This is a genomic window from Pseudomonas sp. YJ42, assembly GCF_047225135.1.
Taxonomy (GTDB): Bacteria; Pseudomonadota; Gammaproteobacteria; order Pseudomonadales; family Pseudomonadaceae; genus Stutzerimonas; species Stutzerimonas stutzeri_E.
Genome location: NZ_CP178378.1, coordinates 2,851,206 through 2,874,637 on the forward strand (window position 1 = coordinate 2,851,206; position 23,432 = coordinate 2,874,637).

Genomic DNA, 23,432 nt, shown 5'->3' on the forward strand with positions numbered 1-23,432 from the left:
ACGTGCGTCTGCGCAGCCTGGTAACGAACCGATAGAGCCGCTCTATCCCGGCCGAACAGGCGCCGTCCCACCATGCGCACCTGCTATTGGACCGCCGCCTGCTCGGGCAATTCGGGGCGCCGCGCGTAACGCTGGGCAAGCACCGCACAGACCATCAGCTGAATCTGATGGAAGATCATCAACGGCAGGATGATCATCCCCACCGCGTTGGTGGCGAACAGCACCTGCGCCATGGGCACGCCAGTGGCGAGGCTCTTCTTCGAACCGGCGAAGATAATAGTGATGCGATCTTCTAGATTGAAGCCCAGCCGCTTGGCGAGAAATTGCGTCAGCCACAGCACGATGGCCAGCAACAGGCAGCACGCCAGCACCAGCCCCAGCAGGTGGGTAAGCGGCACAAGCTGCCAGAGCCCCTCGACCACCGCGCCGCTGAAAGCGACATAGATCACCAGTAGGATCGAGCCTTGGTCGACACTCTTCAGCCAGCTCTTGTTGCGCGTCACCCAGGCGCCGATCCAGCGCCGCGCGATCTGGCCGGCGACGAAGGGCACCAGCAACTGCATGACGATCTTGCCGATGGAGTCCAGCGTCGAACCGGCCTCACCTTCGACGCCCATCAGCAGCAGCACCAGCACCGGCGTCAGGAAGATACCGATCAGGCTGGACGCGGCCGCGCTGCAGATCGCTGCGGGAATGTTGCCACGTGCCAGCGAGGTGAAGGCGATAGCCGACTGCACCGTTGCCGGCAGGGCGCAGAGGTAGAGCATGCCCAGGTACAGCTCGGTGCCGACCAGCGGCGTCAATACCGGCTTGAGCGCCAGCCCCAGCAGCGGAAACAGCACGAAGGTACAGGCGAATACCAACAAATGCAGGCGCCAATGGCCCGCGCCGGCGAGGATCGCTTCACGCGACAGCTTGGCACCGTGCATGAAGAACAGCAGCGCGATCGCCAACGTGGTCAACCACTCGAAGAACACCGCGCCGCGTCCTTCGCAGGGAAACACCGTGGCGATCGCCATGACCGCGAGCAGGGCGAGGGTGAAGTTATCGAACAGCATGCGGAGCTTGGCCATCTTTGGATTCCTTGGGTCTTGCGGACGACGGGAATGGACCTTAACGTGGGCGCCAGCTTCCGACTAACGCCAAGCAGGCATGAAATGTCTTCAAACGGACATATCCCCACCGTGATGGCGCGCCTCAGCGAACTCAAACACCTGCCGCGCCCCGTCTATGGGCAGCTGGATTCGCCACCGAACCTCAAGCTCGGCTATCGCCACAGCCATCCCTGGGTGCAGCTGTCCCATGCGGTCGAAGGGGTACTCGAGGTGCGCACCGACATGGGCCGTTTCATCGCGCCGCCGCTGCGCGCGGTGTGGATTCCGGCCGGGATCGCTCATCAGGTGTTCTGCGCGCCGGACACCTGTATCCGCAGCCTGTACATCGACCGCAGCGTGGCGGGCGAGGCGCCGGAGCATTGCCGCGTGCTGCAGGTGAGCCCGCTGCTGCGCGAGCTGATCCGCCATTTCAGCACCCTGCCCGAAGCCTACGCCGAAGAGGGTGCAGACGGACGCCTGGTGCAGGTGCTGCTGGATCAACTGGGGTGTGCACCGGAAGTCGAACTGGTACTGCCGCTACCGGCCGAGCCGCGTCTGCAGCGACTGTGCAAGAGCCTGCAGGCGCAGCCGGAATCGCAGGAAGGTCTGGCCGACTGGAGCCGGACGCTGGGCGTTTCGGAACGAACCCTGAGCCGCTTGTTCCTGCGCGAAACCGGGCTGACCTTCCGCGCTTGGCGCCAGCGCTTGCGGCTGCTCAGCGCCTTACCGGCACTGGAGCGCGGCGAGCGGGTCACCGATGTGGCGCTGGGCTGTGGTTATGAATCGCTGTCGGCGTTCATCGCCGCCTTTCGTGAACAGTTCGGCGCCACACCGGGCGAATTCTTCCGTCCCGGCAGCAATGCCATCGAAGGTCGGATCTATCAGTGACCGGCCACCCTTCCACACGCGCCTACAGGAGCAACGCATGAGCATCCGAACCTACCAGGGACACACGCCGGCACTGGGCGAGCGAGTCTTCGTCGATCCCAGCGCCGTGCTGATCGGCGATATCGAGATCGGCGAGGACAGCTCCGTCTGGCCGCTGACCGTGATCCGCGGGGACATGCACCGCATCCGCATCGGTTCACGCAGCAGCATCCAGGACGGCAGCGTACTGCACATCACTCACGCCGGGCCCTACAACCCGGACGGCTATCCCCTGACCATCGGCGACGAAGTCACCGTCGGGCACAAGGTCACGTTGCACGGCTGCACCCTGGGCAGTCGCATCTTGGTGGGCATGGGTTCGATCGTGATGGATGGCGCGGTGGTGGAGGACGAAGTGATCATCGGCGCTGGCAGCCTGGTGCCGCCAGGCAAGACGCTGGAAAGCGGTTACCTCTACGTTGGCAGCCCGGCCAAGCAGGCGCGCCCGCTGACCGACAAGGAGCGCAGCTTCTTCAGTTACACCGCTGGCAATTACGTGAAGCTGAAGAACCAGCATCTGGCAGAGGGCGTTGGTATCTGACAGGCGAGCCGGTGCGCGGTGCACCGGCTCGCCTGGCTGCGTCAGAGGAACATTCCGCCCGATGCCTCGATGCGCTGACCGGTGATCCAACGCCCCCCCTCACCGAGCAACGCGGCCACGGCCAGGCCGATGTCGTCCGGTTGACCGACGCGCCCGAGCGCCGTGTTGCTGGCGACGAAGGCGTTCAGGTCAGCGTTGTCCCGCACCGCACCGCCGCCAAAGTCGGTTTCGATCGCACCGGGGGCGAGCACGTTGACGCGGATGCCGCGCGCGCCGAGCTCACGGGCCTGGTAGCGGGTCAGCACCTCGATACCGCCCTTCATGGTGGCGTAGGCCGCATAGCCCGGCAGCGCGAAACGGGCCAGGCCGCTGGAGACGTTGAGGATGCGCCCGCCATCGGCGATCAGGGGCAACAGGCTCTGGGTCAGGAAGAACGGCCCTTTCAGGTGCAGGTTCACCAGCAGGTCGAACTGCGCCTCGCTGGTCTCGGCAAAGCTGGCGTGCTCGCCGACACCGGCGTTGTTCACCAGAAAATCGATGTCCTGCCGACCAAAACGTTCGGGCAGCGCCGCGCGCAACTGCTCGGTGAAACCGGCAAAGCTGGCGCTGTCGCTCACATCCAGTTGCAGCATCAGGGCGCGCGCACCGAGGCCGTCGATCTCGTCGGCTACCGCTTGTGCTTCGGCGACCTTGCTGTGGTAGGTGCCAATCACGTCGACGCCTTCGGCAGCCAGATGCAATGCCGCGCTGCGGCCGAGTCCGCGGCTGGCGCCGGTGATCAGGGCGATTTTGCCTTTCATGATGAGTCTCCCGTCTGGTAAATGACGGGGCCACTGTATTTGTCAGCTGGCGTCGGATAAATCAGTTAGGCCTGGATAAACTATTCGCTTAATCCGACCAATCTGGAAGCCGCCGATGAACCTGCTCGATCTGTTGCGCACCTTTGTCCGGGTCTATGAGCTGGCCAGCTTCACCGGCGCGGCCGATAGCCTCGGCCTGCCCCGCTCCACCGTTTCCGAACAGATCCGCGCCCTGGAACAACGGCTCGGCGCGCGCCTCTTGCAACGCACCACACGGCGGGTTCAACCGACCCAGGATGGTCAGCTGCTGTATGAACGCTGCCGCGACATGCTCGATCAGGTCGAGGAGGTCGAGGGGCTGTTTCGCGAAGCCAGCACGCTCAAGGGCCGCCTGCGAATCGACCTACCAGTCGCTCTGGCGCGCAACCTGGTGATGCCCCGTCTGGGCGAGTTTCTCGACCGGCACCCGGCCCTGGAAATCGAAGTCAGCGCCACCGACCGGCTGGTGGATCTGGTGCGTGAGGGCTTCGATTGCGTGCTGCGCATCGGCGAAGTCGCCGACTCGGGTCTGATCGCGCGCCGGCTCGGCCGCTATCCGCTGGTCAACTGCGCGAGTCCCGCCTATTTGCGCACCCACGGCATCCCGCAGACCCTGGCAGACCTCGTCCATCACCGACTGGTGCACTACGTCTCGGTGCTCGGCGCGCGCTCCTCCGGCTTCGAATATCTGCAAGACGGCAAGCCGATGTGCCTGCCGATGCAGGGCCGGGTGACGGTGAACAACAGCGACGGCTACAAACAGGCCTGTCTCGACGGCTTTGGCCTGATTCAGGTACCGCTCGCCGGCGTCCGCGAAGCGCTCGATCGCGGCGAGCTGCAACTGGTGCTACCCGATCACGTGCCGGCACCGATGAGCGCATCGCTGCTGTATGCCCACCGGCGCAATCTGCCGCGACGGGTACAAGCATTCATGGACTGGCTCGGCGGGTTGATCGAAGAGGACATCAACGCCGCGCACGCGCTCGCCCGTCGGTTGCAGGTCGCGGCACGCTGAATCGACCCGGGTTTGCCCGATCGGCGCCCGGTACGGGACAATTGGCAGCCATCCAGCCGAGCGAGCCGCTGCCATGCACCAGTCCACCCTCCTCTTCGACCTCGACGGCACCCTCACCGACCCGCGCGAAGGCATCACCCGTTCGATCCAACATGCGCTGGCGCAGCTGGGGATCGACGAGCCGGACCTGGCCAAGCTCGAGCCCTTCATCGGGCCGCCGCTGCTGCAGGCGTTCATGGAGTTCTACGGCTTCGACGAGGCGCGCGCCTGGGAAGCGGTGGGGCATTACCGCGAGCGCTTCAAGACGGTCGGTCTGTACGAGAATTTGCTGTTCGACGGCGTGCTGGAGCTGCTCGAACACCTGCGCGGTCAAGGCCGGACGCTCTATGTCGCGACGTCGAAACCCTCGGTCTTCGCCCGCGAAATCGCCCGGCATTTCGCCTTCGATCACCATTTCAAGGTCATCTACGGCAGCGAACTGGACGGCACCCGCACCAACAAGGTCGAACTGCTTGCCCACCTGATCGCCGAAGAACGGCTCGATCCAGAGCAGACACTCATGATCGGCGACCGCAAGCACGACCTGATCGGCGCTCACAGCAATGGGATGAAGGCGGCGGCGGTGGGTTACGGCTTTGGCAGCCATGCCGAGCTCATGGCGCAATCACCCGCGTATTACTACGCCACGCTGCCGGAACTGCGCGCAGCGTTCGGCTAGGGCCTCTGGTCGCGCTCGGGTGCAAAGGTAACCGGCGGCGAGCCATCGGCGTTGAGCTGCTCGACCCGCGACGGCCGGCCTTCGGCATCCAGCCGCACGCGCCCGATCCCCGCACCGTTCCACAGCCGCTCGCCGGACTGGCTGCGGCTCGGCAGCCAGGGCTCGACGCGCACGCGACGACGCTTGGTGAACCAGTTCAGCGGCGAGCGCGGTGAGTAAAGCCAGCGGTTGAGCCGATCGAACAGATCCAGCAGCCGTCGCGGAAATTCGTTCTTCACGCCGCTGCTGGTGATCTGCCAGAGCCTGGGGCCCTCAGCTCGGCCGCGAACGTGCACCTGATAGGCGAAGGAATAGTGCACGTCGCCGGACAGGATCACGTAGTTTCCCGGCGTGCGGGTATGGCGAAAGATGTTGAGCATGACCTGCGCCGCGCCGCGGTGGGCCATCCAGTTTTCCGCGTCGACCAGCAGCGACAGTCCAGCCCAGCTGAACACGCGCTGCACGGTCTCGATCAGCTTGACGCCGAACATCGGCGCCGGCGAAACGATGATCACCGAACGATGATCGAGCAGTTCCTGCTGAAAATCGGTCAGCGCCTCCCAGTCCATCAAGCCCGAAGGTCTGCTCAGGTTACGCTCGCTGCGCCAGCGTCGAGTACGTGTGTCGAGCACCACCAATGCTGGGTCGCTGGGCAGCACATAGCCCCAGTCGCCGCGCTGCAGCACCTCATCCACCACCTGATCGTGCAGGCCGCAATCGAGTCGCCCATCTTCGCCGCTGGCCAGCAACGCCTCGACCGCGTCCAATGAAGTGACACAGGCATCAGGATCGTTGCCCCACGCCTGGCAAAGCAGATAGCCGAGCAGTGCGTTGCCGATGATGCGCCGCGAAAAGGGATGGCCGTAGGCGGTCTGCTCCCAGCGCGCACTGAGATTCCAGTCGTCGGTGATGTCATGGTCATCGAAGATCATCAACGACGGCAGATGCGCCAATGCCCGCGCGACTTCTGGCAAGCCCGCTCGGAAGCCTTCGATGCAGTGCGCCTCGTTGGACCAGCGCTCGGCCAGATCTGCATCCAGCGGTGGCGTGTGTAGCTCGATCAGCCCCCACGGCAGCGGCGACCAGACCAGCAGGTACATGGCCAGGACCTCGCCCAGCGAGACCAGGTGATTGTGTGCGCTGGAGGTGGTGAACACCGGCTTTTCCACGCCGCCGAAGAAGCGTTCGCGCAGCGCCTCGTTGGACTTGAACGCCGGCAGCAGCTGCTCGCGTCGGTAGTAGGTGGCCGGATGCGCCATCAGCTCATCACTGTCGGCGACAACCGCACCTTCCAGGCATTCGCCATACAGGCCAAGACGGTGGATCAGCGCGTGGATGGCCACCAGGGTCGGCCCGGCGACATCGTCGGCGTAGATCTGGTCGCCGGTCATCAACAACGCGGCGGGCCACCGCTCGGGCGTCTGGCGCGCATCGGCGATCAGCGCATCGACCGTTACCAGCCCGTCCGCAGCCGGATGGTGCGGTTTGCGGCAGGACCCGTGCAATAGGTCGTCATAGCGTGACCGCACGACGAAGGCCGGGCGACTCGCGCCCGCATGGAGCAGGTGCGGCGCCCATTCGGCAATGCCCTGTTCGGCCCCCTGGTGGCTGATCAACAGGTCGTACTCGATCAACCGATCGACCGGCAGCGGCGTATCCAGCTGGAGATCTATCAGGTGCAACCAGGCCCAGGTGCCAATACGCAGCAGGCGACAGGCCTCGCCTTCCACCGCCAGCGAACGCGGCGTTTCACCCTCGGGCTGCAAGATCAGGCGCAACGACAGCGGCTCGCTGGCCACCAGCCAGAGCACTAGCCGCCTTGCTTGCACCCTGCGCAACATGGGCCCGGCGAGCACGGCGGGCAAAGGCGAAGCGTTGGCAGGTGGCGCGCGGTCGTTCATGCATCACTCGTGGATGTCGGGTCAGGGATCTGAGTGTAACCAACCTTGCGGGTTCGCCTGCGCCTGCCACGATTAAGGAAATGACGGAGCCTGATCACCTCATCCCAAGCCTGTTCGCGGTCGAGACCGCTCTCACAAGAAGTTCGCTGCACCTGTGGGAACGGTCTCGACCGCGGTTTTTTTCACCCAATCTTGCCGACCCGCTAGCGGCTGATGGGAGCGCTGACGGCCTTCACCCTGATGCACAAAGTAACAACAGCGTCCGACCAACACGCTGCTGCCTGCCCGCCCTTCGCGGTCGAAACCACTCCTACGAAATCCGCTACACCTCTGGGATCGGTCTTGACCGCGAATGACGCAATTTGGTCAGCTATCCCGACACCTGTCTTTACCTCGGCAAAGGATTGCCCATGTACTGTTCGAACCGCTTGCGCGCGGGGCGCCACTTCCAACGTGGCCAACTTTATCTGCTCACCACAACCACATCAGACCGCCACCAAGTCTTCAGCGACGTCGCGCTTGGCAGGCTGGTGGTCGCGGAATTCAAGGCGGCGCACATGGATGGTTGGGTGAATTCATTGGCCTGGGTGGTAATGCCAGATCATTTTCACTGGCTGATCGAGCTGGGCGACAGCTCGCTTGAGCAGTTGATGCGCAGGATAAAAACCAACAGCGCGCGTGGCATCAATCGCCGGCGCAATACATCGGGCCCGCTCTGGCAAGCGGGCTATCACGACCGGGCGTTGCGCGGGGAAGACGATCTGCAGGCCGTCGCTCGCTATGTAGTTCCGCTACGGGCGCGACTGGTCAAACGCCTGGGCGACTACCCCTTGTGGGATGCTGTTTGGCTTTGAAGAGCTCGCGGTCGAGACCGCTCCCACAAAACTATTGCACCCCGTACAGCAGTCTTGACCTCTTACAACGAAGGCTTGCACCCCGTAGGAGCGGTCTTGACCGCGAGCCTTTGCGCTTCGGTTCAATTCCGCCATGCAATGAATCCCAGCTCAGCGCCACCGCCATGTGTCCGACGGCTATGTCATAAAAAAAGACGCGCCCGAGGGCGCGCCAAAGCTTTGAAACGCACGCGTATCTATTTGATCTGGCCGATCAGGTCCCGGCGGATCAGCGTCTTGATCTTGACCAGATGGTCGTCCTCCTGGTCTTTCGCCTTCTGGAAACCCTTGGCGATGTTCGGATGACCACCCGCTTCGGCCAGCTCGATCAGCAGTTCCCAGGCGGCATTGTCCTCGAGCTCGGCGGTCAGCAAGGCGCCCAACCCCTGGGCGAGATTGGTGCGCGGATCGGTCAGCACCTGCATCACGCCCATCGACTTGACCGCGGCGACATCCGCGCAGGGGGTCTGCGCGGTGGGGTCGGCGCCCAGTGTCTCGATCGCCTCCGCCACCATGTTCATATGCTCGAACTCTTCGTCGCGGATGTGCTGAAGCACCGCCACCAAATCCGATTCCGCCGTATCCAGAGCCTTGGCTTTGGCAATCATCGCGTCGTACAGGCGCACGCCGCTGCGCTCGAAGGCCAGACGCTCGCCGAGCTTGTCGACCAGCAATTCCGGGCTCTTACCCAACGCCATATCGAAGGTGGACTTGAGCATGCCCTTGGCCGAGCCGGGGACCGGGACCGAGCCAATGCGGTCAGCCTCCTCGGCGCGGCTCGCACGTTCAAGCATGATGCCCTTGGAGTCGCCTGGTACGTCCGGATGGATTTCGTTGACGGCGTCGAGCAGGAGCTTGGTGTCCTTCGGGGACATCTGTACGCCGGTGACGTTGGAGCCTAATTTCGCTGCAGTTGCCATGCTGATTCTCCTCAAGAAACCTTGCGCATACGCATGAGTTCGCCACCCGGCGCCCACTGATAACCCGCCGAAACGATGTTCGAGGCGATGCCTTCGCTATTGAGCTGAGCGCGATAATCCAGTGAGTTCTGCGGTTCCTGGCTCTTGTCGACGTACTGGGTGCCGCTGGTGCGCAGGTTGACCTCGGCGGCCAGCACCTGGCGAACGAATTCGCGCTGGCTCTTGAACTCGATCATCTTCGGCAACGGGCCGCCGAGGATTTCCGCCGGGTCGCGGCGCTCGATGTTCTTGAAGTGCTCGCAGGCCAGGTTCAGGTGGCCCAGTTCGTAGTCGAGGAAGCGCTCCCAGATGGCCTTGATCCGCGGGTTGGTTTCCTGCTCGGCGCAGCTGGCGTAGGCATAGACTTCCATGGCTTCGTGGACCAGCCATTTTTCCATGAAGGATTCCTGCGGATCGGCCAGCGAGCCGTACTGGGTCACGTGCTGTTCTTCCACCGAGGCAATTTCGGCGTAGAGCTGACGCGCCAGCGGGTCGGCGAACAGCGGGCCGATGTTCATGTAGTAATCGTGGGTCTGAAACTCGGCTGCAGTGATCAGCGCGCAATGAATCTTGGTAATCAGCGCGGCCTGCTCCTTCTCGTAGCTGTCGCGCAGGTCATTATCGGGATGGCGGTGATGCTCGGAAGTCTGCCGACCCGGCACGATATCGGTGTAGCCCTGCAGGATGTTGTTGGCATCCTTGCCTTCGAGGCGGTCGAGCATCGCCGAGTAGCGGTACAGGTGATCGAAGTCCTCCAGCAAGCCGAAGCGGTAGGTCTGCGCCTGATAAGGGTCGGGCTCGGTCTGGGCCACAGCGGCGGTCACCTCGATGGCGACTTGCTCATAGGCCACGGTGGTTTCCAGCGGTGAGTGGTCGGCGGAGATCAGCCAGTTGACCATGGTGGCCTGGTGCTGCTCGACTCGACGGATCTCCGCGAGCGGCCCGCGCAGTTGGCCGGTGATGCGCGCGATGCCATGCTTGATGCGTAGCGCGTCGGTCTCCACCCCGTTCATCAGGATGATCCGCACGCGAGTGAAGGCATCGTCGTCGAGCTTGCTGATCGGCTTGCCCGCCATTTCCTTCCAGGTGAATTTCTGTTTGTCGAGCGGCGTGCCCTTGTTGTCGAGGATGCCGGTTAGGTTATCCATGGAGCCTCCGTTTATACGGCTTTTTTCTTGGTAGTCGTGCTTGCACGCACGGCTCAATCACGGGTCAGCGAATGCTGACGGCCTGAAAAATGGACGGAGGCAAGCGCGAAAGAATTCCGCCCCAATAGGGGCGAAAATGCGAGAAAACGACAAGCGGCGGCGGCTAATTCCTTTAAACGCGCAGGGGTCTGTCGCAACGGGAAAAGCCCCGACGCCTTGCCCCTCAAGGCTTTAAACGAAGCGGCAGGGCGTTCAGCGAAGCGCCTCCAGAAGCGCCACCCGTTCGTCGGCTGGCAGGCGCCCCAAAGCCTCGACCCGCGCATGAAAACGCAGCCAATCCCCGCCAGCCTGCTCGAACAGCGCCGCGAACGCCGGCACCCAGCGATCGTAGAGGCCGAACGGCAACAGGCTGGCGTTGTTCAGCGGTTGGGCCATCCAGCGGTCGAAGCGATCGTCGCCGTTCCAGCGATCATCGCGCAGGTGACGGTAAGCCTGGCGCAAGCGCACGAACTCTTCCGCCTTGGCGGCACGCATGGCCGCCTCGCTCAGCTCGGAGGCGTACAGTTCGGCCAGGCGTTCGCGGGTCGCGAGCATCAATTGGCTGAACTCGGCATAACGGCGTCGCGCCGTCTCGTTCGGTGGAGGCAGGCCGCGGCTAACGCGCCACTGACGCAGCCCTTCACGCTCGACGAACGACGCGTAGGACTCGTTGAAGGCCGTGTCGCCCGCGACGTAGAGCCGCTGATGCGCCAGCTCGTGAAAGAGCAACCCGGCCAGCCGTTCATCGTCCCAACGCAGCATCGAGCTGAGCAACGGGTCGTCGAACCAGCCCAGGGTCGAGTAGGCCTGCACACCCGTCACCAGCGTGTCGTAGCCCTCGGCCTGGAGCCGTGCCGCCGCGCCCCGTGCCCGACCCGGCTGGTAATACCCGCGATAGGCCATGCAACCGGCGATCGGAAAACAGTGGGTCAGGGGCGCCACCGAAAACGCCTCGGCGGCGAACAGATTCCACACCACATAGGGTCGCTGAATGTCGGCATAGACCCGGTAACTTTCGTTGTCCGGCAATCCCAGCGCCTGGCTGGCGAAGCGTCTGGCCTGCAGTGCGAGGCCCAGACGCTGGCGCAGCTGGGGGTCGCGTTGCGGATCGTCGACGATGCCGGCGATGGGCTCGCGCAGGCGCAGCAGCTCCAGCTGGCCGACCGCCAGCTGCCCGTAATAGGTGCTGCAGCCATTCAGACCAACGGCCAACAGCAGCGGAACCCAAAGCCCGTTGCGATTGTCGATTAGGGCGGTTTTCAGCTTCGAAATGAACAAACGCTACTCGTACTGAGAAGACCACACGGTCGGTGCGCTGAGCCTACAACGACATCGAAGCCCACCCAACCACCGAAGGCGCCGTGCCCTTGCAGCCAGGCCGCCGAGCCAGCGGATCGGAGATCTATCCATGCGAATTCTGTTGTCTGCTCTTGTGCTGTCCACCCTTGGCGGCTGCGCCCTGTGGATGCCCCAGCCGGACCCGAACCAGGCTTGGATCGAGCTGGCCCCACGCGACGAAACCGAATTGAAGGCGATCGCCGTGGACCAACGGCCGCTGGACGATCATCGCTACTTCCAGGTGGCCCCCGGCAGCCATCAGCTAGGCATGCGCTATCGCTTCGAAGTGGGCGCAGCCGATATCGGCCGCGACAGCCAAGCGCTGGAGCGCAACTGCCACCTGACCCTGGAATACGACAGCTTCGATGCGGGTGCACGTTACCGCCTGGTCGCCGGTGGTTACGGCTTCCGTCCTTGGGCTCGGCTTTACGACCAGCATGATCAGCTACTGGCCAAGGCGACCGAACGCGGCTGCGGCGGTGTCGCCAGTCGCTGAGCCGCCGGCGCGAAACCGTCATGACGCGTTGAAAAAGCGTCGCGACTGGATCAGGCTCAGCAGGCAACCGCCAGCAACGAGCTGACTCTGCGGTTGCCCGGAGGAATATCCATGCGTCTGCCATTTGCCCTGCTGCTGGCCGCCGGCCTGTCCGGTTGCGCCGGTCCGCTGCCCAAGCCTGATCCCCAGATGGCCTGGGTCGAGATGAGCGCCCAACCCAGCGATATATTCATGTCCGACCGCCTGGACGACAAACGCACACCCGACGGCCGTTATTTCCAGGTCGGCCCCGGCGCGCATGAACTCGAAGCGCGTTACGAATTCGAAATCAGCAGTGGCGGACTGGGCGAGTTCGGCGAAACCCAATACCTGCGCTGTACCATGGTCATCCGCTATGACGACTTCCAACCCGGCCGGCGCTACCTGTTCCAGGCGCGCTCGCTGGGCTTCACGCCGCAGGGCTGGCTGTACGACGAACAACGCAACGTCCTGGCGCGCGCCGAAGCCGAACACTGCTACTGAGTCGCGCTGCGACCCATCCGTCAGCATAGAGGTAGACGATGTCCCGTATCGAACACACCCGTTTTTCCACCCTCGACCTGGCGCCGATCCGCGATGACGGCGACGCCGGGCTCGCCCTGCGCAACTCGCTGGCCCTCGCGCAGCATGTCGAAAAGCTCGGCTTCGAGCGTTTCTGGGTCGCTGAACACCACAACATGGATGGCATCGCCAGCGCCGCCACCTCGGTATTGATCGGCTATCTGGCTTCCGGTACCACGCGGATTCGCCTGGGCGCCGGCGGGGTGATGCTGCCCAACCATGCGCCGCTGGTGATCGCCGAACAGTTCGGCACGCTGGATGCGCTCTATCCCGGGCGCATCGAACTGGGCCTCGGCCGCGCGCCGGGTGCCGATCAGTACACTGCCCACGCGCTGCGCCGCGACCGCATGGGCAGTGCCGATGATTTCCCGGCCGATGTCGAGGAGCTGCAGCGGCTGCTCGGCCCGCGTCAGCCCAATCAACGAGTGATCGCCATGCCCGGGGTCGGCAGCAACGTGCCGATCTGGCTGCTCGGCTCCAGTCTGTTCAGCGCCCAGCTGGCCGCGGCCAAGGGCTTGCCCTATGCCTTCGCCTCGCATTTCGCGCCGCGCTACGTGCACGAGGCGATTCGCCTGTACCGCGAGAACTTCCGTCCCTCAGAGGTGCTGGAGAAACCCTACGTGATGCTCGGCGTGCCGCTGATGACTGCCGATACCGACGAGCAGGCCGAATACCTGGCGACCACTGCTTACCAGCGCATCCTCGCGCTGATCCGTGGCCAAAGCCTGGTTCTGGTGCCGCCGGTGCAGAGCATGCAAGGCAAGTGGCTGCCGCACGAGCAGGACGCGGTGGGCAGCTTCCTCGGTATGGCATTGATCGGCGGACCGGAGAAGATTCGCGCACGGCTGGAGACCCTGCTGGAGCAGACCCAAGCCGACGAGCTGATCTTCACCTGCGACTTCTACGAAACCGCCGACCGCCACCACGCCTTCGACATCCTCGCAGGGCTGCGCTGAGCCCGCAAAGACTGAGCAAACACAAAGCGGGGGCCTCGCACTGAACCGCTTCAGTGCGAGGCGCGACCCGCGGCGAATGCAGGTCGCAGGCCTGCCAAGGCCCAAAAGCTTCGTCCCGAGGGCGGGCCTCCCACAAGAGCCAAAAAGCCAAAGAGCTCAAAGAGCCAGAAGCCCAATCCTGCACAAAGCCGCTCCAGTGGGAGGCGCGACCCGCGGCGACTGCAGGCCGCAGGCCTGCCAAGGCCCAAAAAGCTTCGTCCCGAGGGCGGGCCTCCCACAAGAGCAAAAAAGCCAAAAAAGCCAAAGAGCTCAAGAGCTCAAAGAGCCAGAAGCCAAACCCCTGCACAAAGCCGCTCCAGTGGGAGGCGCGACCCGCGGCGAATGCAGGCCGCAGGCCTGCCAAGGCCCAAAAAGCTTCGTCCCGAGGGCGGGCCTCCCACAAGAGCAAAAAAGCCAAAAAGCCAAAGAGCTCAAGAGCTCAAAGAGCCAGAAGCCAAACCCCTGCACAAAGCCGCTCCAGTGGGAGGCGCGACCCGCGGCGAATGCAGGTCGCAGGCCTGCCAAGACCCAAAAGCTTCGTCCCGAGGGCGGGCCTCCCACAAGAGCAAAAAAGCCAAAAAAGCCAAAGAGCTCAAGAGCTCAAAGAGCCAGAAGCCAAGCCCAAGCCCAAGCCCAAGCCCAAGCCCAAGCCCAAGCCCAAAGCCTAAAGCCTTGACTGAACCGCTCCAGTAGCAGGCGCACGCTGCGACGAACGCCGCTGAACCCCATCGAACCATCCCGATCGAACCACCAGTCATGCGCACTTCGGCGCGTCACGCTTGTTTGCGGAAGACTGAATGAATTTTCTCGAATGGATGGCCGTCCTCGGCGTCCTGTTGTTGATCCTCGCGCTGGCATCGGCGTATCTGCGCTGGCTGCCGGTTACCACCTCATTGATCTATCTCGGCTTCGGGCTGCTGATCGGGCAACTCGGCATCGGTTTGTGGGAGATGGATTTTCTGCTGATCGCCAACTGGATGGAGCACCTCACCGAGGTCGTGGTGCTGGTCTCGCTGTTCGTCAGTGGACTGAAATTACGTATGCCGCTGGGCCACCCGGCGTGGCGAAGCACCTATATCCTGGCCGGACCGGTGATGCTCGCCTGCATTGCCGGTGTCGCGCTGGTCTGTCACTACCTGATGGGGCTGAGCTGGGGGCTGGCGGTGCTGACCGGCGCGATCCTGGCACCCACCGATCCGGTGCTGGCCAGCCTGGTGCAGGTCAACAACTCCCGCGACAGCGACCACGTGCGCTATGGCCTATCCGGCGAGGCCGGCTTCAACGACGGCACGGCGTTCCCCTTCGTGGTCTTCGGCCTGCTGCTGATCGAGCAAGAGACGCTGGCGCCGGGCTGGGTCGGCGAATGGGCATTGCATCGGCTGGTCTGGGCCGTTCCGGCCGGGCTGCTGTTCGGCTACATGCTGGGCAAGCTGATCGGCAAGCTGGCGATCTACCTGCGCACCCGCTACGTCGATACCTCAATGTCGCCCAACGACTCGCTGGCGCTGGCGCTGATCGCCCTCGCCTATGTCGGCGCCGAGCTGATAGGGGCTTGGGGGTTTCTCGCGGTGTTCGCCGCCGGGCTTGGCCTGCGGCGCGCCGAAGTCTCGGTGGCCAAACGATCCGAAACACCATCCGAAGAGCTGATCGCGCATGCGCTGCCGCATATGGTCGAAGGCGGTATGACGCCCCGAGAGCTGCCGTTGGAGAGCGATCGCATCGCCGAACCCAAGGTGGCGGCCGGAGTGATGATGGGCGATATCCTGACGTTTGGCGGGCAACTGGAGCGCAGCCTGGAAGTGCTGCTGGTGACCATGCTCGGCGTGCTGGTGTCGGTGCACTGGGATTGGCGCGCGGTACCTCTGGCGCTGGCGCTGTTCGTGCTGATACGGCCGTTGAGCGTGTGGTTGCTGATGCCGCGTCGTTACCTGGATCGCACCCAGCTGATGACCGTCGGCTGGTTCGGCATTCGTGGCATCGGCAGTCTCTATTACCTGAGCTACGCGGTGACCCATGGCCTGCTGCCGGACGAGGCCGACCAGGTCATTCGACTGGTGATCCCGGTAGTGGCGCTGAGCATCCTGATCCACGGGCTCAGCACCCAGCCCCTGTTGCGCCGTTACGAGCGCAATCGGAAGCAGACACCCAGCGGTGCCTGACGACACTCGTCAGGCGACACCGGGCAGGCGACTGCAGCCGCTGCCGGTGATCTGAACGATCAGCTGTCGGCGAGGCGGAAGCCTATCTTCATCGTGACCTGATAGTGGCCGACCTTGCCGTTCTCGACATGGCCGCGGATTTCGCCGACTTCGAACCATTCGACATTGCGCAGCGTCTTGCTGGCCTCGGCGATGCCGTTCTGAATTGCGTCGTCCACGCTGGTGCGTGAGGAACCGACGATCTCAATCTTCTTGTAGGTGTGGTGATCCGACATTAGATAATTCCCCTTTGCAAACTGAGGAGCCTCCGCTCGGTATGACGCGTCCTGTCTATCTGAGGCCCGCACAGCGACATGGAAGTTCAGCGAGACGGCCGCGTTTTGCCGAATCGGGTGTCACGAAGCGTTTCGTAGGGTGGATAACGCGAAGCTTATCCGCCATTCACCACCTCGCCGCAATGGTCGAGACAGCGGAGTTACCCAGGCGCCGCGTGGAAAATGCTTCGCAGTTTTCCACCCTACGTCGCCCGGCACACCGCAACGATCGGGTGGTGGGCTGAAGCGGAGCCACCCAGCGCGCCCTACTCGGGGGCACGTCACTGGGCCAGGGCACGGTGAACGGCCTGCTATGACTCGATGCGTCGATAGCGGTAGTGCTGCGGTTTGAACACCTGGTTGAAATAGCGGCCCATCGAATCGGCCTCGAGCAGGGCCTGCACCACCTCGGCCGGCACCTGTTCGTAGCGGTAGACCGAGCCATTATGGAACTCTACTTCCAGTAGTTGCTCGTCCGGGTCATAGCCCAGCGAGCGCAGGCTGCGTGAGGTCACCGCGACCCTTTTCATCGGGCCGGGTCGGGCTGCGGCTTGAAGCCTTCGGCCTGCATGCGCCACAGCGCGTCGAACTCACCGCCGCGCCTGCGCAGCTCATGCGGCGCGCCGTCCTCGACGATGCATCCATCGCGCAGCACGATGATCCGGTCGAAGCTCGACAAGGTCGACAGCCGGTGCGCCACCGCCACCACGGTGCGGTTGTGCACCAGATCGTTGAGTGCAACCTGGATTTCGGCTTCGGACTGGGTATCGAGCGCCGACGTGGCCTCGTCGAGGATCAGGATCGGCGCGTTCTTGAGAAACGCCCGGGCGATGCCGAGACGCTGACGCTGGCCGCCGGAGAGCATCACGCCACGCTCGCCTACCAGTGTGTCGTAGCCTTGCGGCAGTTCGCGGATGAAGGCGTCGCAGAAGGCGCTGCGCGCCGCCTCGACCACTTCCTCGTCGGTCGCAGTGGGGCGACCATAACGAATGTTTTCACGGATGCTGCGGTTGAACAGCGCGGTTTCCTGCGGCACCACTGCGATGCGCTCGCGCAGGCTGTCCTGGCTGACGCTGCGGATGTCCTGCCCGTCGATCAGGATACGTCCTTCCTGCACGTCGTCCAGGCGCTGGATCAGGCTGATCAGGGTCGACTTGCCGGCCCCGGAAGAACCCACCACCCCGACCTTCTGCCCGGCAGGAATATGCAGATCGAGATGGCGGAACACGCTGCCGCGGTCCGGATATCCGAAGCTGACATCCTTGAAGGTGATATCGCCCTCGGCGAGCAACAGCTGCGCGTCGCTGTCGGTCAGGCCGTGCGGCTGGACGATGATGCGCAGGGTGTCGTCGATGGCGCCGATCTGCTGCGTGGTGTCCACCAGTGCCAGGGCCAGGTCGCGCGAGCCATGCAGGATGCGGAACGTCAGCGCGCTGACCAGCACCACGTCGCCGGCGGTCACCGAGCCGGCGATCCACAGATTGATCGCCCAGACCAACATGCCGCCGGCCATCACCGACAGACAGATGTCATGCATCACCCGCGCCTTCTCCAGGTACATCCAGCTGCGGCGTTGGGCACGTGCTTCGTAACCGATTTCCTGGGCCAGCCGTTCGGCCTCGCGGTCACGGGCGGAGAAAGCCTTGATGGTCCAGACATTGGAGACCGCATCCACCAGCTCGCCGCCGACCCGGGCCGATTGTGCGGCGAAGCGCTGGTGCTTGGTGCGGCCACGGATGCCGAAACCGGTAATCAGCGCGGCGACGATAGCGACGAATAGGATCAGCGCCACCGCCATGCGCACATCGACGGTCAACAGCACCACCACCGCACCGAGAAAATCAACGATGGGCGGCACGATCTTCCATGCCAATCCCCCGTAGATGGCGCCAGCCGCTTGACCCACCGCGGAAATGCGATTGCCCAGCGAACCGGCGAAGTGCTCGGTGAAGTAGCGCATCGGATGGCCGGTCAGGTGCTTGAACAGGTCGACGCGCAGGTCAACCACGCTGGCCACCACGGTGCGGCAACCGAGCCAGCCGCCGAGACGCCAGAAGACGTTTTCAATGACGATCAGGCCGATGAACAACCCCAGTGGGAACCAGACGTTGGCGGCGCCCCGGTCCGAGCTGCCCTGGGCCATGGAATCCACCAGCAACTTCATGCCGTACTGCACCGCCACAGCGCAGGAGGCGGCACCGACAATCAGCGCCAGCAGGCCGCCAAAGTGCCAGGGTCGAGCACAGATGTAGTGCCAGAGAAAGGCTACCGGCCGGCTCGGTAGCGGCACCGCCTGCGGTTTCGCCTTGGGAGCCTGGGCCGGGGCGTTCATGACAGGGCTTCGGCCAGCGGCAAGTTGCTGTTGAACTGGCTGAACCGCAGTTGCTGCAGACGCAGCTCGTCGGCAAGGCCATCGTGCACGCGGCGGTTGCCGTTCTCATCGGGAAAGCCCAGCAGGCCGGTCGGGCAGTGGCGCTCGTCGGTCCAGCCGGGGTAATCCAGCACCGGATACAGGCAGATCCCTTCGATCGGCACCCCACGCTGCATGGCCAGTCCGGCCTGCTCGCTGACGTAGCGTAGCCAGTCGCCGCGCACGTCGCCTTCGGCGCCGGTTTCGGCGATCAGCAGAGGACGCTTATAGCGCTGCCAGATCTCATTGAGGATGCCTTTGAAGGGCCGATAGTCCGGATTATCCCGTTCGATGGTGCGCCCATCGCCGTGGTACCACTGGTTGTCGCAGTAGTAGTTGACGCCCAGCACGTCGAGGTATTCCGGGGCGCCGCCCAGGCCGGGCCAGGCCTCGCCGCAGAGCATGTCCCAGGCTTCGAATTGCGACTGCCGGTAGCGTTCGGCGTCGCGCTGCGGTCCGGGCCGGTCGTTGGGCGAAACCACATGGATGGCCGGGTCGACCTGGACGAAGCGCGCCCGCGGCTCGACCTCGCGGATCGCCTGCATCGCAGCGATGGTGGCGCGCACCAGCTGATGCTTGAGCTCGAAACCGCGCTCGCGGGCCATCGGGTTGAAATACGCCTGATCGCCACCGGCCCAGGCCCAGAACGAGATTTCGTTGAGCGGGGCATAGAACGGCACGGCATCGGTTTCATCCTTGATCAGCTGCGCTGCCGCCGCCGCGTAGCGGGCAAAGCGCTCGACGAACTGCGGGCGCCAGATGTCGATGTCGTCCGGCCAACCGTAGTGGCACAGGTCCCAGATCACCTGGGTGCCCTGGCGCTGGGCCGCCTGCAGCATCGGCAAAAAACTCGACCAGTCATATTGGCCCGGCGTGCGTTCGATCAGGTGCCAGCGCAACCCGTCGCGCACACTGTGCAGCCCATGTCGATGCAACACGGCGTAATCGTGCGCGGCCCAGCGATCATGGCCGGTGGCAGCGAGCAGATCGAGCCGCCGACCGTCGCTGCGGCGATGGTTGGAACATTCGAAACCACCCATGAAGAAACTTTTGAACAACGTCGGCTGATGCATCTTCGGCCTCGTCTCAGGGGGCTTGTTCAGCCAGTGACTGGCTGTGTTCGGCGTTTTCAGCGCGCTCGGGACCACGCTCGGCTTCCTCGATACGCTTGTACAGCGCCAGCGCCTGCCCAACCACCTGATCCATGTTGTAGTACTTGTAGGTCCCCAGCCGGCCGACGAAGGTCACGCCCGGCGTCTCGTCGGCGAGCTTCTGGTAGCGTTTGTACAGTTCGGCATTTTCCGGACGCGGGATCGGGTAGTAGGGATCACCCTCGGCCGAGGGGTACTCGTAGGTGATGCTGGTCTTCGGGTGCACTTGGCCGGTTAGGTGTTTGTATTCGCTGATGCGCGTATAGGGCACGTCTTCGCTCGGGTAGTTGACCGTACCGACCGCCTGGAACCGCTCCTGATCTAGCTGCTTATGCTCGAACTTCAGCGACCGGTAGGGCAACTTGCCAAAACGGTAGTCGAAGTATTCATCGATGGGGCCGCAGAAAATCAGGTGGTCGTGCTGCACCTCGTCGCAGATCTCCCGGTAGTCGGTATTGATCATCACCTTGATGTTCGGATGCGCGAGCATCTTCTCGAACATCTTGGTGTAGCCGTACTTGGGCATCTGCTGGAAGGTGTCGGTGAAATAGCGGTCATCGGTGTTGGTGCGCGTGGGGATGCGCGAGGTGACCGACTTGTCCAGCTGCGACGGGTCCAGCCCCCACTGCTTGCGGGTATAGCCGCGGAAGAACTTCTGGTACAGCTCACGGCCGATGCCGTTGATCACCACGTCTTCGCTGGTCTGGATGTCTTCGACCGGCTCAGCACGGCCGGCGAGAAAGTCCGCTGCTTCCTGCTCGGTGGTCATGTTCAACCCGTAGAGCTTGTTCAGCGTGGTCATGTTGATCGGGATCGGTACTTCCTGACCGTCCACCTGCGCCAGCACACGGTGCTCGTAGGGGCGCCACTCGGTGAATCGTGACAGGTAATCGACGATGCGCTGAGCGTTGGTGTGGAAGATGTGAGGGCCGTAGCGGTGGATCAGCACGCCGGCTTCGTCGTAATGGTCATAGGCGTTGCCGCCAATGTGCGGGCGTCGGTCGACCACCAGCACACGCTTGTTCAGCCCGGCCGCCAGGCGCTCGGCCAGCACGCTGCCGGCGAAACCGGCGCCGACGATGAGGTAGTCGAAGCCGCGCCGGTGACCGCCAGGGTGGTCGCTGGCGCCACCGCCTGCGTGCTCGGGGTTGCTGTCTCGCAGGCTTACATCGCGCATTGCATCTTCTCCTTCATCAGAGCCCAGGTGTGGTCCCAGGACATGTCGCCGAGAATCTCGTCAGCGGTTTTCAACAAACGGTCGCGGTCCTGGCTATCGGCCAGGGCTTTGTCCACCGCTTCGATAAATGCCTCGGGACTATCGGCAATGTGAACGATCTCGGTATCGCCGTAGGTGCGCACCACGTCCTTGATCGGCGTGGACACCACCGGGCAGCCACCAGCGAGGTATTCCGGAGTCTTGGTCGGGCTGATGAAGCGCGTCGATTCGTTCATCGCGAAGGGCATGATCGCCACGTCCCAGCCGGACAGGTACCTGGGCAACTCGTCGTACGTCTTGCCGCCCAGGTAGTGGATGTTGTCGCGCTGCGGCAGGTCGGTCGGGTCGATCTTGACCACCGGGCCGACTAGCACGAACTGCCAATCGGGGCGCTTCTCGGCGACCTCGGCCACCAGTTCGATATCGAAACGCTCGTCGATCACGCCGTAGAAGCCGAGGCGCGGATGCGGAATCTCGGCCTGGTCGTCGGGGTCGGCCTGGGTTCGCCGCGCCTCGGCGAAGTGCGCCACGTCGACGCTACTGGGAAAGGCGAAGGCATTGTCGTGCAGCTCGCGCTTGGCTTCCCAGATGCTGTAACCGCCGGTGAAGACCAGATCGGCACGCTCGAGCAATTCCCGCTCGCGCTGCACCAGTTCCGGCGGCGCGCCACGAAACGCCGACAGCTCGTCCATGCAATCGTAGACGGTGAGTTTGGGCTTCAAATGGCTGGCATAGCCCAACGCCATCGGCGTGTAGTACCAGAGCATCAGTTCGTTGACGCCGAGCTTGCCCAGGTAGCCATCGAGCAAGTCGCGCTGCACGCGTAGCGCCACTTCACCCTCGCAGCCTTGCGGCAAGCGGGGAATGAGCACCTGTACGCCATTTTCCTCGGGACGCACTTCCAACCATGGCTGGGCGTCCTCGGTGGGGATCGGTTCTTCGAAGAACAAAACGTTGAAATCTCGCGCGAACCGCGACATCAGATGCTGTGGACGCTGGTAGACGAAGCTCCAGCGCAGATGCGAAAGACACAGCAGGGTCGGAACCAGCTCATCGAAAACGACTTCGGGCGGCGTCTGCTGCTTGTCGGGGGATTTTCCAATCTCGTATTGGTAAGGGCCGGCCCAGCTCATGGCTACCTCTTGCTGATGGCGAAGTCCTCCAGAGTCCCTTCTGCCGCATCGCGTAGGCCCGCGCAGCCTGCGCAGGCAACAGGAAAGGGGCTCGCTGCGGCGTGAACGATTTGTGCAACGCCAAGCGCAACCCGCCGGCTATGGACGACATAGGGCAAGTCAAGGTTCCCCATGCCGCCGCTGGGAGGTCGGTCATCGGCTGACCGTCGGGGTTTTGGAACTTGGTCGCGCTTCCCCCCGTCCCTATCACAGGACGCCTGATTTGCCCCGGTATCGGCGCTATGTGCTTCAGCCGTGAGAAGCACCGCCCGTTTCGCCGAACCCAACCCTGGAGATGCATGCAGCGGCCGCGCTCATACGGCCAGCCGCGCATCCTCCGTGCGCGTCGAATAATTTTCGGTATGCGAGGTAGACACATGATTCTGGTAACGGGAGGAGCTGGTTACATCGGGTCTCATACAGTGCTGGAGCTGCTCCTGGCGGGCCACGAGGTGCTGGTTCTGGACAACCTTTGCAACAGTTCCAAGGTCGCTCTGGAGCGGGTCGAAGCCCTCGCCGGTCGCCAGGTCCAGTTCATCAAGGGCGACGTGCGCAATCGCTCGCTGCTCAATGCCCTGTTCGCTTCCTATCCGGTGAGCGCGGTGCTGCACTTCGCCGGGCTCAAGGCCGTGGGCGAAAGCGTGCGCGAACCACTGCGCTATTACGAGACCAATGTCAGCGGCAGCATCGCGCTGTGCCAGGCCATGGCCGAAGCCGGCATTTTCAAGCTGGTATTCAGCTCGTCGGCGACCGTTTATGGCGACTCCCCGCGGATGCCGATCACCGAAGACTGCCCGACCGGCTTGCCGACCAATCCCTACGGCCAGTCCAAACTGATGGCCGAGAACGTGCTCAAGGGGCTCGCCGAGTCCGATCCGCGCTGGTCGATCGCCCTGCTGCGCTACTTCAACCCCATCGGTGCGCATGAGTCCGGGCTGATCGGTGAAGACCCCGACGGCATTCCCAACAATCTGCTGCCCTACATGCTCCAAGTGGCAGTCGGTAGGCGAAAGCAACTGAACGTCTACGGCGCCGACTATCCGACCCCGGACGGTACCGGCGTGCGTGACTACATCCATGTGGTCGATCTGGCCAAAGGGCACTTGAAGGCGCTGGATCGCCTGAACCTGGTGCACGGCGTGTGCGTCTGGAACCTCGGTACCGGTCGTGGCTACTCGGTACGACAGATGATCACCGCATTCGAGGAGGTCATCGGCCGGCCGCTGCCGCATATGTTCAGGGCGCGCCGTCCGGGCGACATCGCCCAATGCTGGTCGGACCCGACCAAGGCCCGTGAGGAACTCGGCTGGCAGGCGGAAAAGGACCTGCTGACCATGCTCACCGACGCCTGGCGCTGGCAGAGCCGCAACCCGCAGGGCTATGCGGCGGAAAAAACCCCCGCAAAAGACGGCGAAGCAGCGCAAACCGCGCTGGCCAGCTGAGCGGGTTGGCCGGCAGCCGCCAACGC

Annotated in this window: 22 protein-coding genes; 10 read left to right on the forward strand and 12 right to left on the reverse strand. The window is 63.7% G+C overall.

The window, feature by feature from the left end:
• Positions 1 to 83: 83 nt before the first annotated feature.
• Positions 84 to 1,073: a bile acid:sodium symporter family protein gene (locus ACL0K2_RS13110; protein WP_045164413.1), complete on the reverse strand. Its 990-nt coding sequence runs from the start codon at positions 1,071 to 1,073 to the stop codon at positions 84 to 86.
• Between the two features lie 84 nt (positions 1,074 to 1,157).
• On the opposite strand from ACL0K2_RS13110, the gene ACL0K2_RS13115 reads away from it, so the two are divergent.
• Together ACL0K2_RS13115 and ACL0K2_RS13120 are read left to right on the forward strand one after the other, a co-directional pair.
• Positions 1,158 to 1,982, forward strand: coding sequence for a helix-turn-helix domain-containing protein (locus ACL0K2_RS13115; protein WP_413042799.1), 825 nt, complete (start codon positions 1,158 to 1,160; stop codon positions 1,980 to 1,982).
• A gap of 37 nt (positions 1,983 to 2,019) precedes the next feature.
• The gene (locus tag ACL0K2_RS13120) at positions 2,020 to 2,562 is read left to right on the forward strand and encodes a gamma carbonic anhydrase family protein (protein ID WP_239612193.1); all 543 of its coding nucleotides are present in this window, start codon (positions 2,020 to 2,022) and stop codon (positions 2,560 to 2,562) included.
• 41 nt (positions 2,563 to 2,603) lie between these two features.
• Here ACL0K2_RS13120 and ACL0K2_RS13125 read toward each other — a convergent pair whose 3' ends face one another.
• A complete protein-coding gene (locus tag ACL0K2_RS13125; RefSeq protein ID WP_045164410.1) occupies positions 2,604 to 3,362 on the reverse strand; it encodes an SDR family NAD(P)-dependent oxidoreductase in 759 nt (252 codons plus the stop codon).
• A gap of 115 nt (positions 3,363 to 3,477) precedes the next feature.
• Between ACL0K2_RS13125 and ACL0K2_RS13130 the strand changes: the two genes are divergently transcribed.
• Positions 3,478 to 4,416 (forward strand): LysR family transcriptional regulator, encoded by a 939-nt coding sequence (locus ACL0K2_RS13130; protein WP_413042800.1) that lies wholly within the window; start codon positions 3,478 to 3,480, stop codon positions 4,414 to 4,416.
• A gap of 73 nt (positions 4,417 to 4,489) precedes the next feature.
• Entirely contained in the window at positions 4,490 to 5,134 is a 645-nt protein-coding gene (locus ACL0K2_RS13135) for an HAD family hydrolase (RefSeq protein WP_239612190.1), read from the forward strand.
• Here ACL0K2_RS13135 and ACL0K2_RS13140 read toward each other — a convergent pair.
• Positions 5,131 to 7,074 carry an alkaline phosphatase D family protein gene (locus ACL0K2_RS13140; protein WP_413042801.1) on the reverse strand — a complete coding sequence of 648 codons (1,944 nt, stop codon included), beginning with the start codon at positions 7,072 to 7,074 and terminating at the stop codon, positions 5,131 to 5,133. The two genes, ACL0K2_RS13135 and ACL0K2_RS13140, sit on opposite strands and share 4 nt — an antisense overlap.
• 410 nt (positions 7,075 to 7,484) lie before the next feature.
• Here ACL0K2_RS13140 and ACL0K2_RS13145 point away from each other — a divergent pair, with 410 nt between their 5' ends.
• The gene (locus ACL0K2_RS13145; protein WP_239612188.1) at positions 7,485 to 7,928 is read left to right on the forward strand and encodes an REP-associated tyrosine transposase; all 444 of its coding nucleotides are present in this window, start codon (positions 7,485 to 7,487) and stop codon (positions 7,926 to 7,928) included.
• Positions 7,929 to 8,164: 236 nt separating this feature from the next.
• On the opposite strand, the gene ACL0K2_RS13150 is transcribed toward ACL0K2_RS13145, so the two are convergent.
• The 3 genes from ACL0K2_RS13150 to ACL0K2_RS13160 all read right to left on the reverse strand — a co-directional run bounded on the left by ACL0K2_RS13150 (position 8,165) and on the right by ACL0K2_RS13160 (position 11,385).
• Positions 8,165 to 8,887 carry a ferritin-like domain-containing protein gene (locus tag ACL0K2_RS13150; RefSeq protein ID WP_045164405.1) on the reverse strand — a complete coding sequence of 241 codons (723 nt, stop codon included), beginning with the start codon at positions 8,885 to 8,887 and terminating at the stop codon, positions 8,165 to 8,167.
• Between the two features lie 11 nt (positions 8,888 to 8,898).
• Positions 8,899 to 10,074, reverse strand: coding sequence for a hypothetical protein (locus tag ACL0K2_RS13155; RefSeq protein ID WP_045164404.1), 1,176 nt, complete (start codon positions 10,072 to 10,074; stop codon positions 8,899 to 8,901).
• Positions 10,075 to 10,326: 252 nt separating this feature from the next.
• Positions 10,327 to 11,385, reverse strand: coding sequence for an aminopeptidase (locus tag ACL0K2_RS13160; protein ID WP_413044468.1), 1,059 nt, complete (start codon positions 11,383 to 11,385; stop codon positions 10,327 to 10,329).
• Positions 11,386 to 11,521: 136 nt separating this feature from the next.
• On the opposite strand from ACL0K2_RS13160, the gene ACL0K2_RS13165 reads away from it, so the two are divergent.
• The 4 genes from ACL0K2_RS13165 (at position 11,522) to ACL0K2_RS13180 (ending at position 15,701) form a co-directional block, all read left to right on the forward strand.
• The gene (locus ACL0K2_RS13165; protein WP_413042802.1) at positions 11,522 to 11,947 is read left to right on the forward strand and encodes a hypothetical protein; all 426 of its coding nucleotides are present in this window, start codon (positions 11,522 to 11,524) and stop codon (positions 11,945 to 11,947) included.
• Positions 11,948 to 12,058: 111 nt separating this feature from the next.
• On the forward strand, positions 12,059 to 12,469 hold the full coding sequence (locus ACL0K2_RS13170) for a hypothetical protein (RefSeq protein WP_045164402.1): 411 nt from the start codon (positions 12,059 to 12,061) through the stop codon (positions 12,467 to 12,469).
• Between the two features lie 38 nt (positions 12,470 to 12,507).
• Positions 12,508 to 13,503, forward strand: a complete 996-nt coding sequence (locus ACL0K2_RS13175) for an LLM class flavin-dependent oxidoreductase (protein WP_045164401.1) — start codon at positions 12,508 to 12,510, stop codon at positions 13,501 to 13,503.
• An 836-nt stretch (positions 13,504 to 14,339) separates the two neighbouring features.
• On the forward strand, positions 14,340 to 15,701 hold the full coding sequence (locus tag ACL0K2_RS13180; RefSeq protein WP_045160031.1) for a cation:proton antiporter: 1,362 nt from the start codon (positions 14,340 to 14,342) through the stop codon (positions 15,699 to 15,701).
• A 59-nt stretch (positions 15,702 to 15,760) separates the two neighbouring features.
• On the opposite strand, the gene ACL0K2_RS13185 is transcribed toward ACL0K2_RS13180, so the two are convergent.
• The 6 genes from ACL0K2_RS13185 to ACL0K2_RS13210 form a co-directional block, all read right to left on the reverse strand.
• A complete protein-coding gene (locus ACL0K2_RS13185; RefSeq protein ID WP_045160030.1) occupies positions 15,761 to 15,976 on the reverse strand; it encodes a dodecin in 216 nt (71 codons plus the stop codon).
• A gap of 350 nt (positions 15,977 to 16,326) precedes the next feature.
• Positions 16,327 to 16,545: a KTSC domain-containing protein gene (locus ACL0K2_RS13190; protein WP_045160029.1), complete on the reverse strand. Its 219-nt coding sequence runs from the start codon at positions 16,543 to 16,545 to the stop codon at positions 16,327 to 16,329.
• Positions 16,542 to 18,347 (reverse strand): ABC transporter ATP-binding protein, encoded by a 1,806-nt coding sequence (locus ACL0K2_RS13195; protein ID WP_045160028.1) that lies wholly within the window; start codon positions 18,345 to 18,347, stop codon positions 16,542 to 16,544. Before ACL0K2_RS13195 ends, ACL0K2_RS13190 begins: the two co-directional genes overlap by 4 nt.
• Positions 18,344 to 19,498: a beta-glucosidase gene (locus ACL0K2_RS13200; protein WP_045160027.1), complete on the reverse strand. Its 1,155-nt coding sequence runs from the start codon at positions 19,496 to 19,498 to the stop codon at positions 18,344 to 18,346. The genes ACL0K2_RS13195 and ACL0K2_RS13200 overlap by 4 nt, the downstream gene beginning before the upstream one ends.
• A gap of 13 nt (positions 19,499 to 19,511) precedes the next feature.
• Positions 19,512 to 20,753 (reverse strand): UDP-galactopyranose mutase, encoded by a 1,242-nt coding sequence (gene glf, locus ACL0K2_RS13205; protein WP_045160026.1) that lies wholly within the window; start codon positions 20,751 to 20,753, stop codon positions 19,512 to 19,514.
• A complete protein-coding gene (locus tag ACL0K2_RS13210; RefSeq protein WP_045160025.1) occupies positions 20,741 to 21,925 on the reverse strand; it encodes a glycosyltransferase family 1 protein in 1,185 nt (394 codons plus the stop codon). The genes glf and ACL0K2_RS13210 overlap by 13 nt, the downstream gene beginning before the upstream one ends.
• A 416-nt stretch (positions 21,926 to 22,341) precedes the next feature.
• On the opposite strand from ACL0K2_RS13210, the gene galE reads away from it, so the two are divergent.
• Entirely contained in the window at positions 22,342 to 23,406 is a 1,065-nt protein-coding gene (gene galE / locus ACL0K2_RS13215; RefSeq protein WP_045160024.1) for a UDP-glucose 4-epimerase GalE, read from the forward strand.
• Positions 23,407 to 23,432 lie beyond the last annotated feature (26 nt).

Coding starts and splice junctions, on each gene's coding strand:
- ACL0K2_RS13120 (WP_239612193.1), top strand. CDS start 2,020: ATGAGCATCCGAACCTACCAGGGACACACGCCGGCACTGGGCGAGCGA.
- ACL0K2_RS13150 (WP_045164405.1), bottom strand. CDS start 8,887: ATGGCAACTGCAGCGAAATTAGGCTCCAACGTCACCGGCGTACAGATG.
- ACL0K2_RS13210 (WP_045160025.1), bottom strand. CDS start 21,925: ATGAGCTGGGCCGGCCCTTACCAATACGAGATTGGAAAATCCCCCGAC.
- ACL0K2_RS13180 (WP_045160031.1), top strand. CDS start 14,340: ATGAATTTTCTCGAATGGATGGCCGTCCTCGGCGTCCTGTTGTTGATC.
- galE (WP_045160024.1), top strand. CDS start 22,342: ATGATTCTGGTAACGGGAGGAGCTGGTTACATCGGGTCTCATACAGTG.
- ACL0K2_RS13125 (WP_045164410.1), bottom strand. CDS start 3,362: ATGAAAGGCAAAATCGCCCTGATCACCGGCGCCAGCCGCGGACTCGGC.
- ACL0K2_RS13140 (WP_413042801.1), bottom strand. CDS start 7,074: ATGAACGACCGCGCGCCACCTGCCAACGCTTCGCCTTTGCCCGCCGTG.
- ACL0K2_RS13200 (WP_045160027.1), bottom strand. CDS start 19,498: ATGCATCAGCCGACGTTGTTCAAAAGTTTCTTCATGGGTGGTTTCGAA.
- ACL0K2_RS13130 (WP_413042800.1), top strand. CDS start 3,478: ATGAACCTGCTCGATCTGTTGCGCACCTTTGTCCGGGTCTATGAGCTG.
- ACL0K2_RS13195 (WP_045160028.1), bottom strand. CDS start 18,347: ATGAACGCCCCGGCCCAGGCTCCCAAGGCGAAACCGCAGGCGGTGCCG.
- glf (WP_045160026.1), bottom strand. CDS start 20,753: ATGCGCGATGTAAGCCTGCGAGACAGCAACCCCGAGCACGCAGGCGGT.
- ACL0K2_RS13145 (WP_239612188.1), top strand. CDS start 7,485: ATGTACTGTTCGAACCGCTTGCGCGCGGGGCGCCACTTCCAACGTGGC.
- ACL0K2_RS13190 (WP_045160029.1), bottom strand. CDS start 16,545: ATGAAAAGGGTCGCGGTGACCTCACGCAGCCTGCGCTCGCTGGGCTAT.
- ACL0K2_RS13110 (WP_045164413.1), bottom strand. CDS start 1,073: ATGGCCAAGCTCCGCATGCTGTTCGATAACTTCACCCTCGCCCTGCTC.
- ACL0K2_RS13185 (WP_045160030.1), bottom strand. CDS start 15,976: ATGTCGGATCACCACACCTACAAGAAGATTGAGATCGTCGGTTCCTCA.
- ACL0K2_RS13135 (WP_239612190.1), top strand. CDS start 4,490: ATGCACCAGTCCACCCTCCTCTTCGACCTCGACGGCACCCTCACCGAC.
- ACL0K2_RS13170 (WP_045164402.1), top strand. CDS start 12,059: ATGCGTCTGCCATTTGCCCTGCTGCTGGCCGCCGGCCTGTCCGGTTGC.
- ACL0K2_RS13165 (WP_413042802.1), top strand. CDS start 11,522: ATGCGAATTCTGTTGTCTGCTCTTGTGCTGTCCACCCTTGGCGGCTGC.
- ACL0K2_RS13155 (WP_045164404.1), bottom strand. CDS start 10,074: ATGGATAACCTAACCGGCATCCTCGACAACAAGGGCACGCCGCTCGAC.
- ACL0K2_RS13175 (WP_045164401.1), top strand. CDS start 12,508: ATGTCCCGTATCGAACACACCCGTTTTTCCACCCTCGACCTGGCGCCG.
- ACL0K2_RS13115 (WP_413042799.1), top strand. CDS start 1,158: ATGTCTTCAAACGGACATATCCCCACCGTGATGGCGCGCCTCAGCGAA.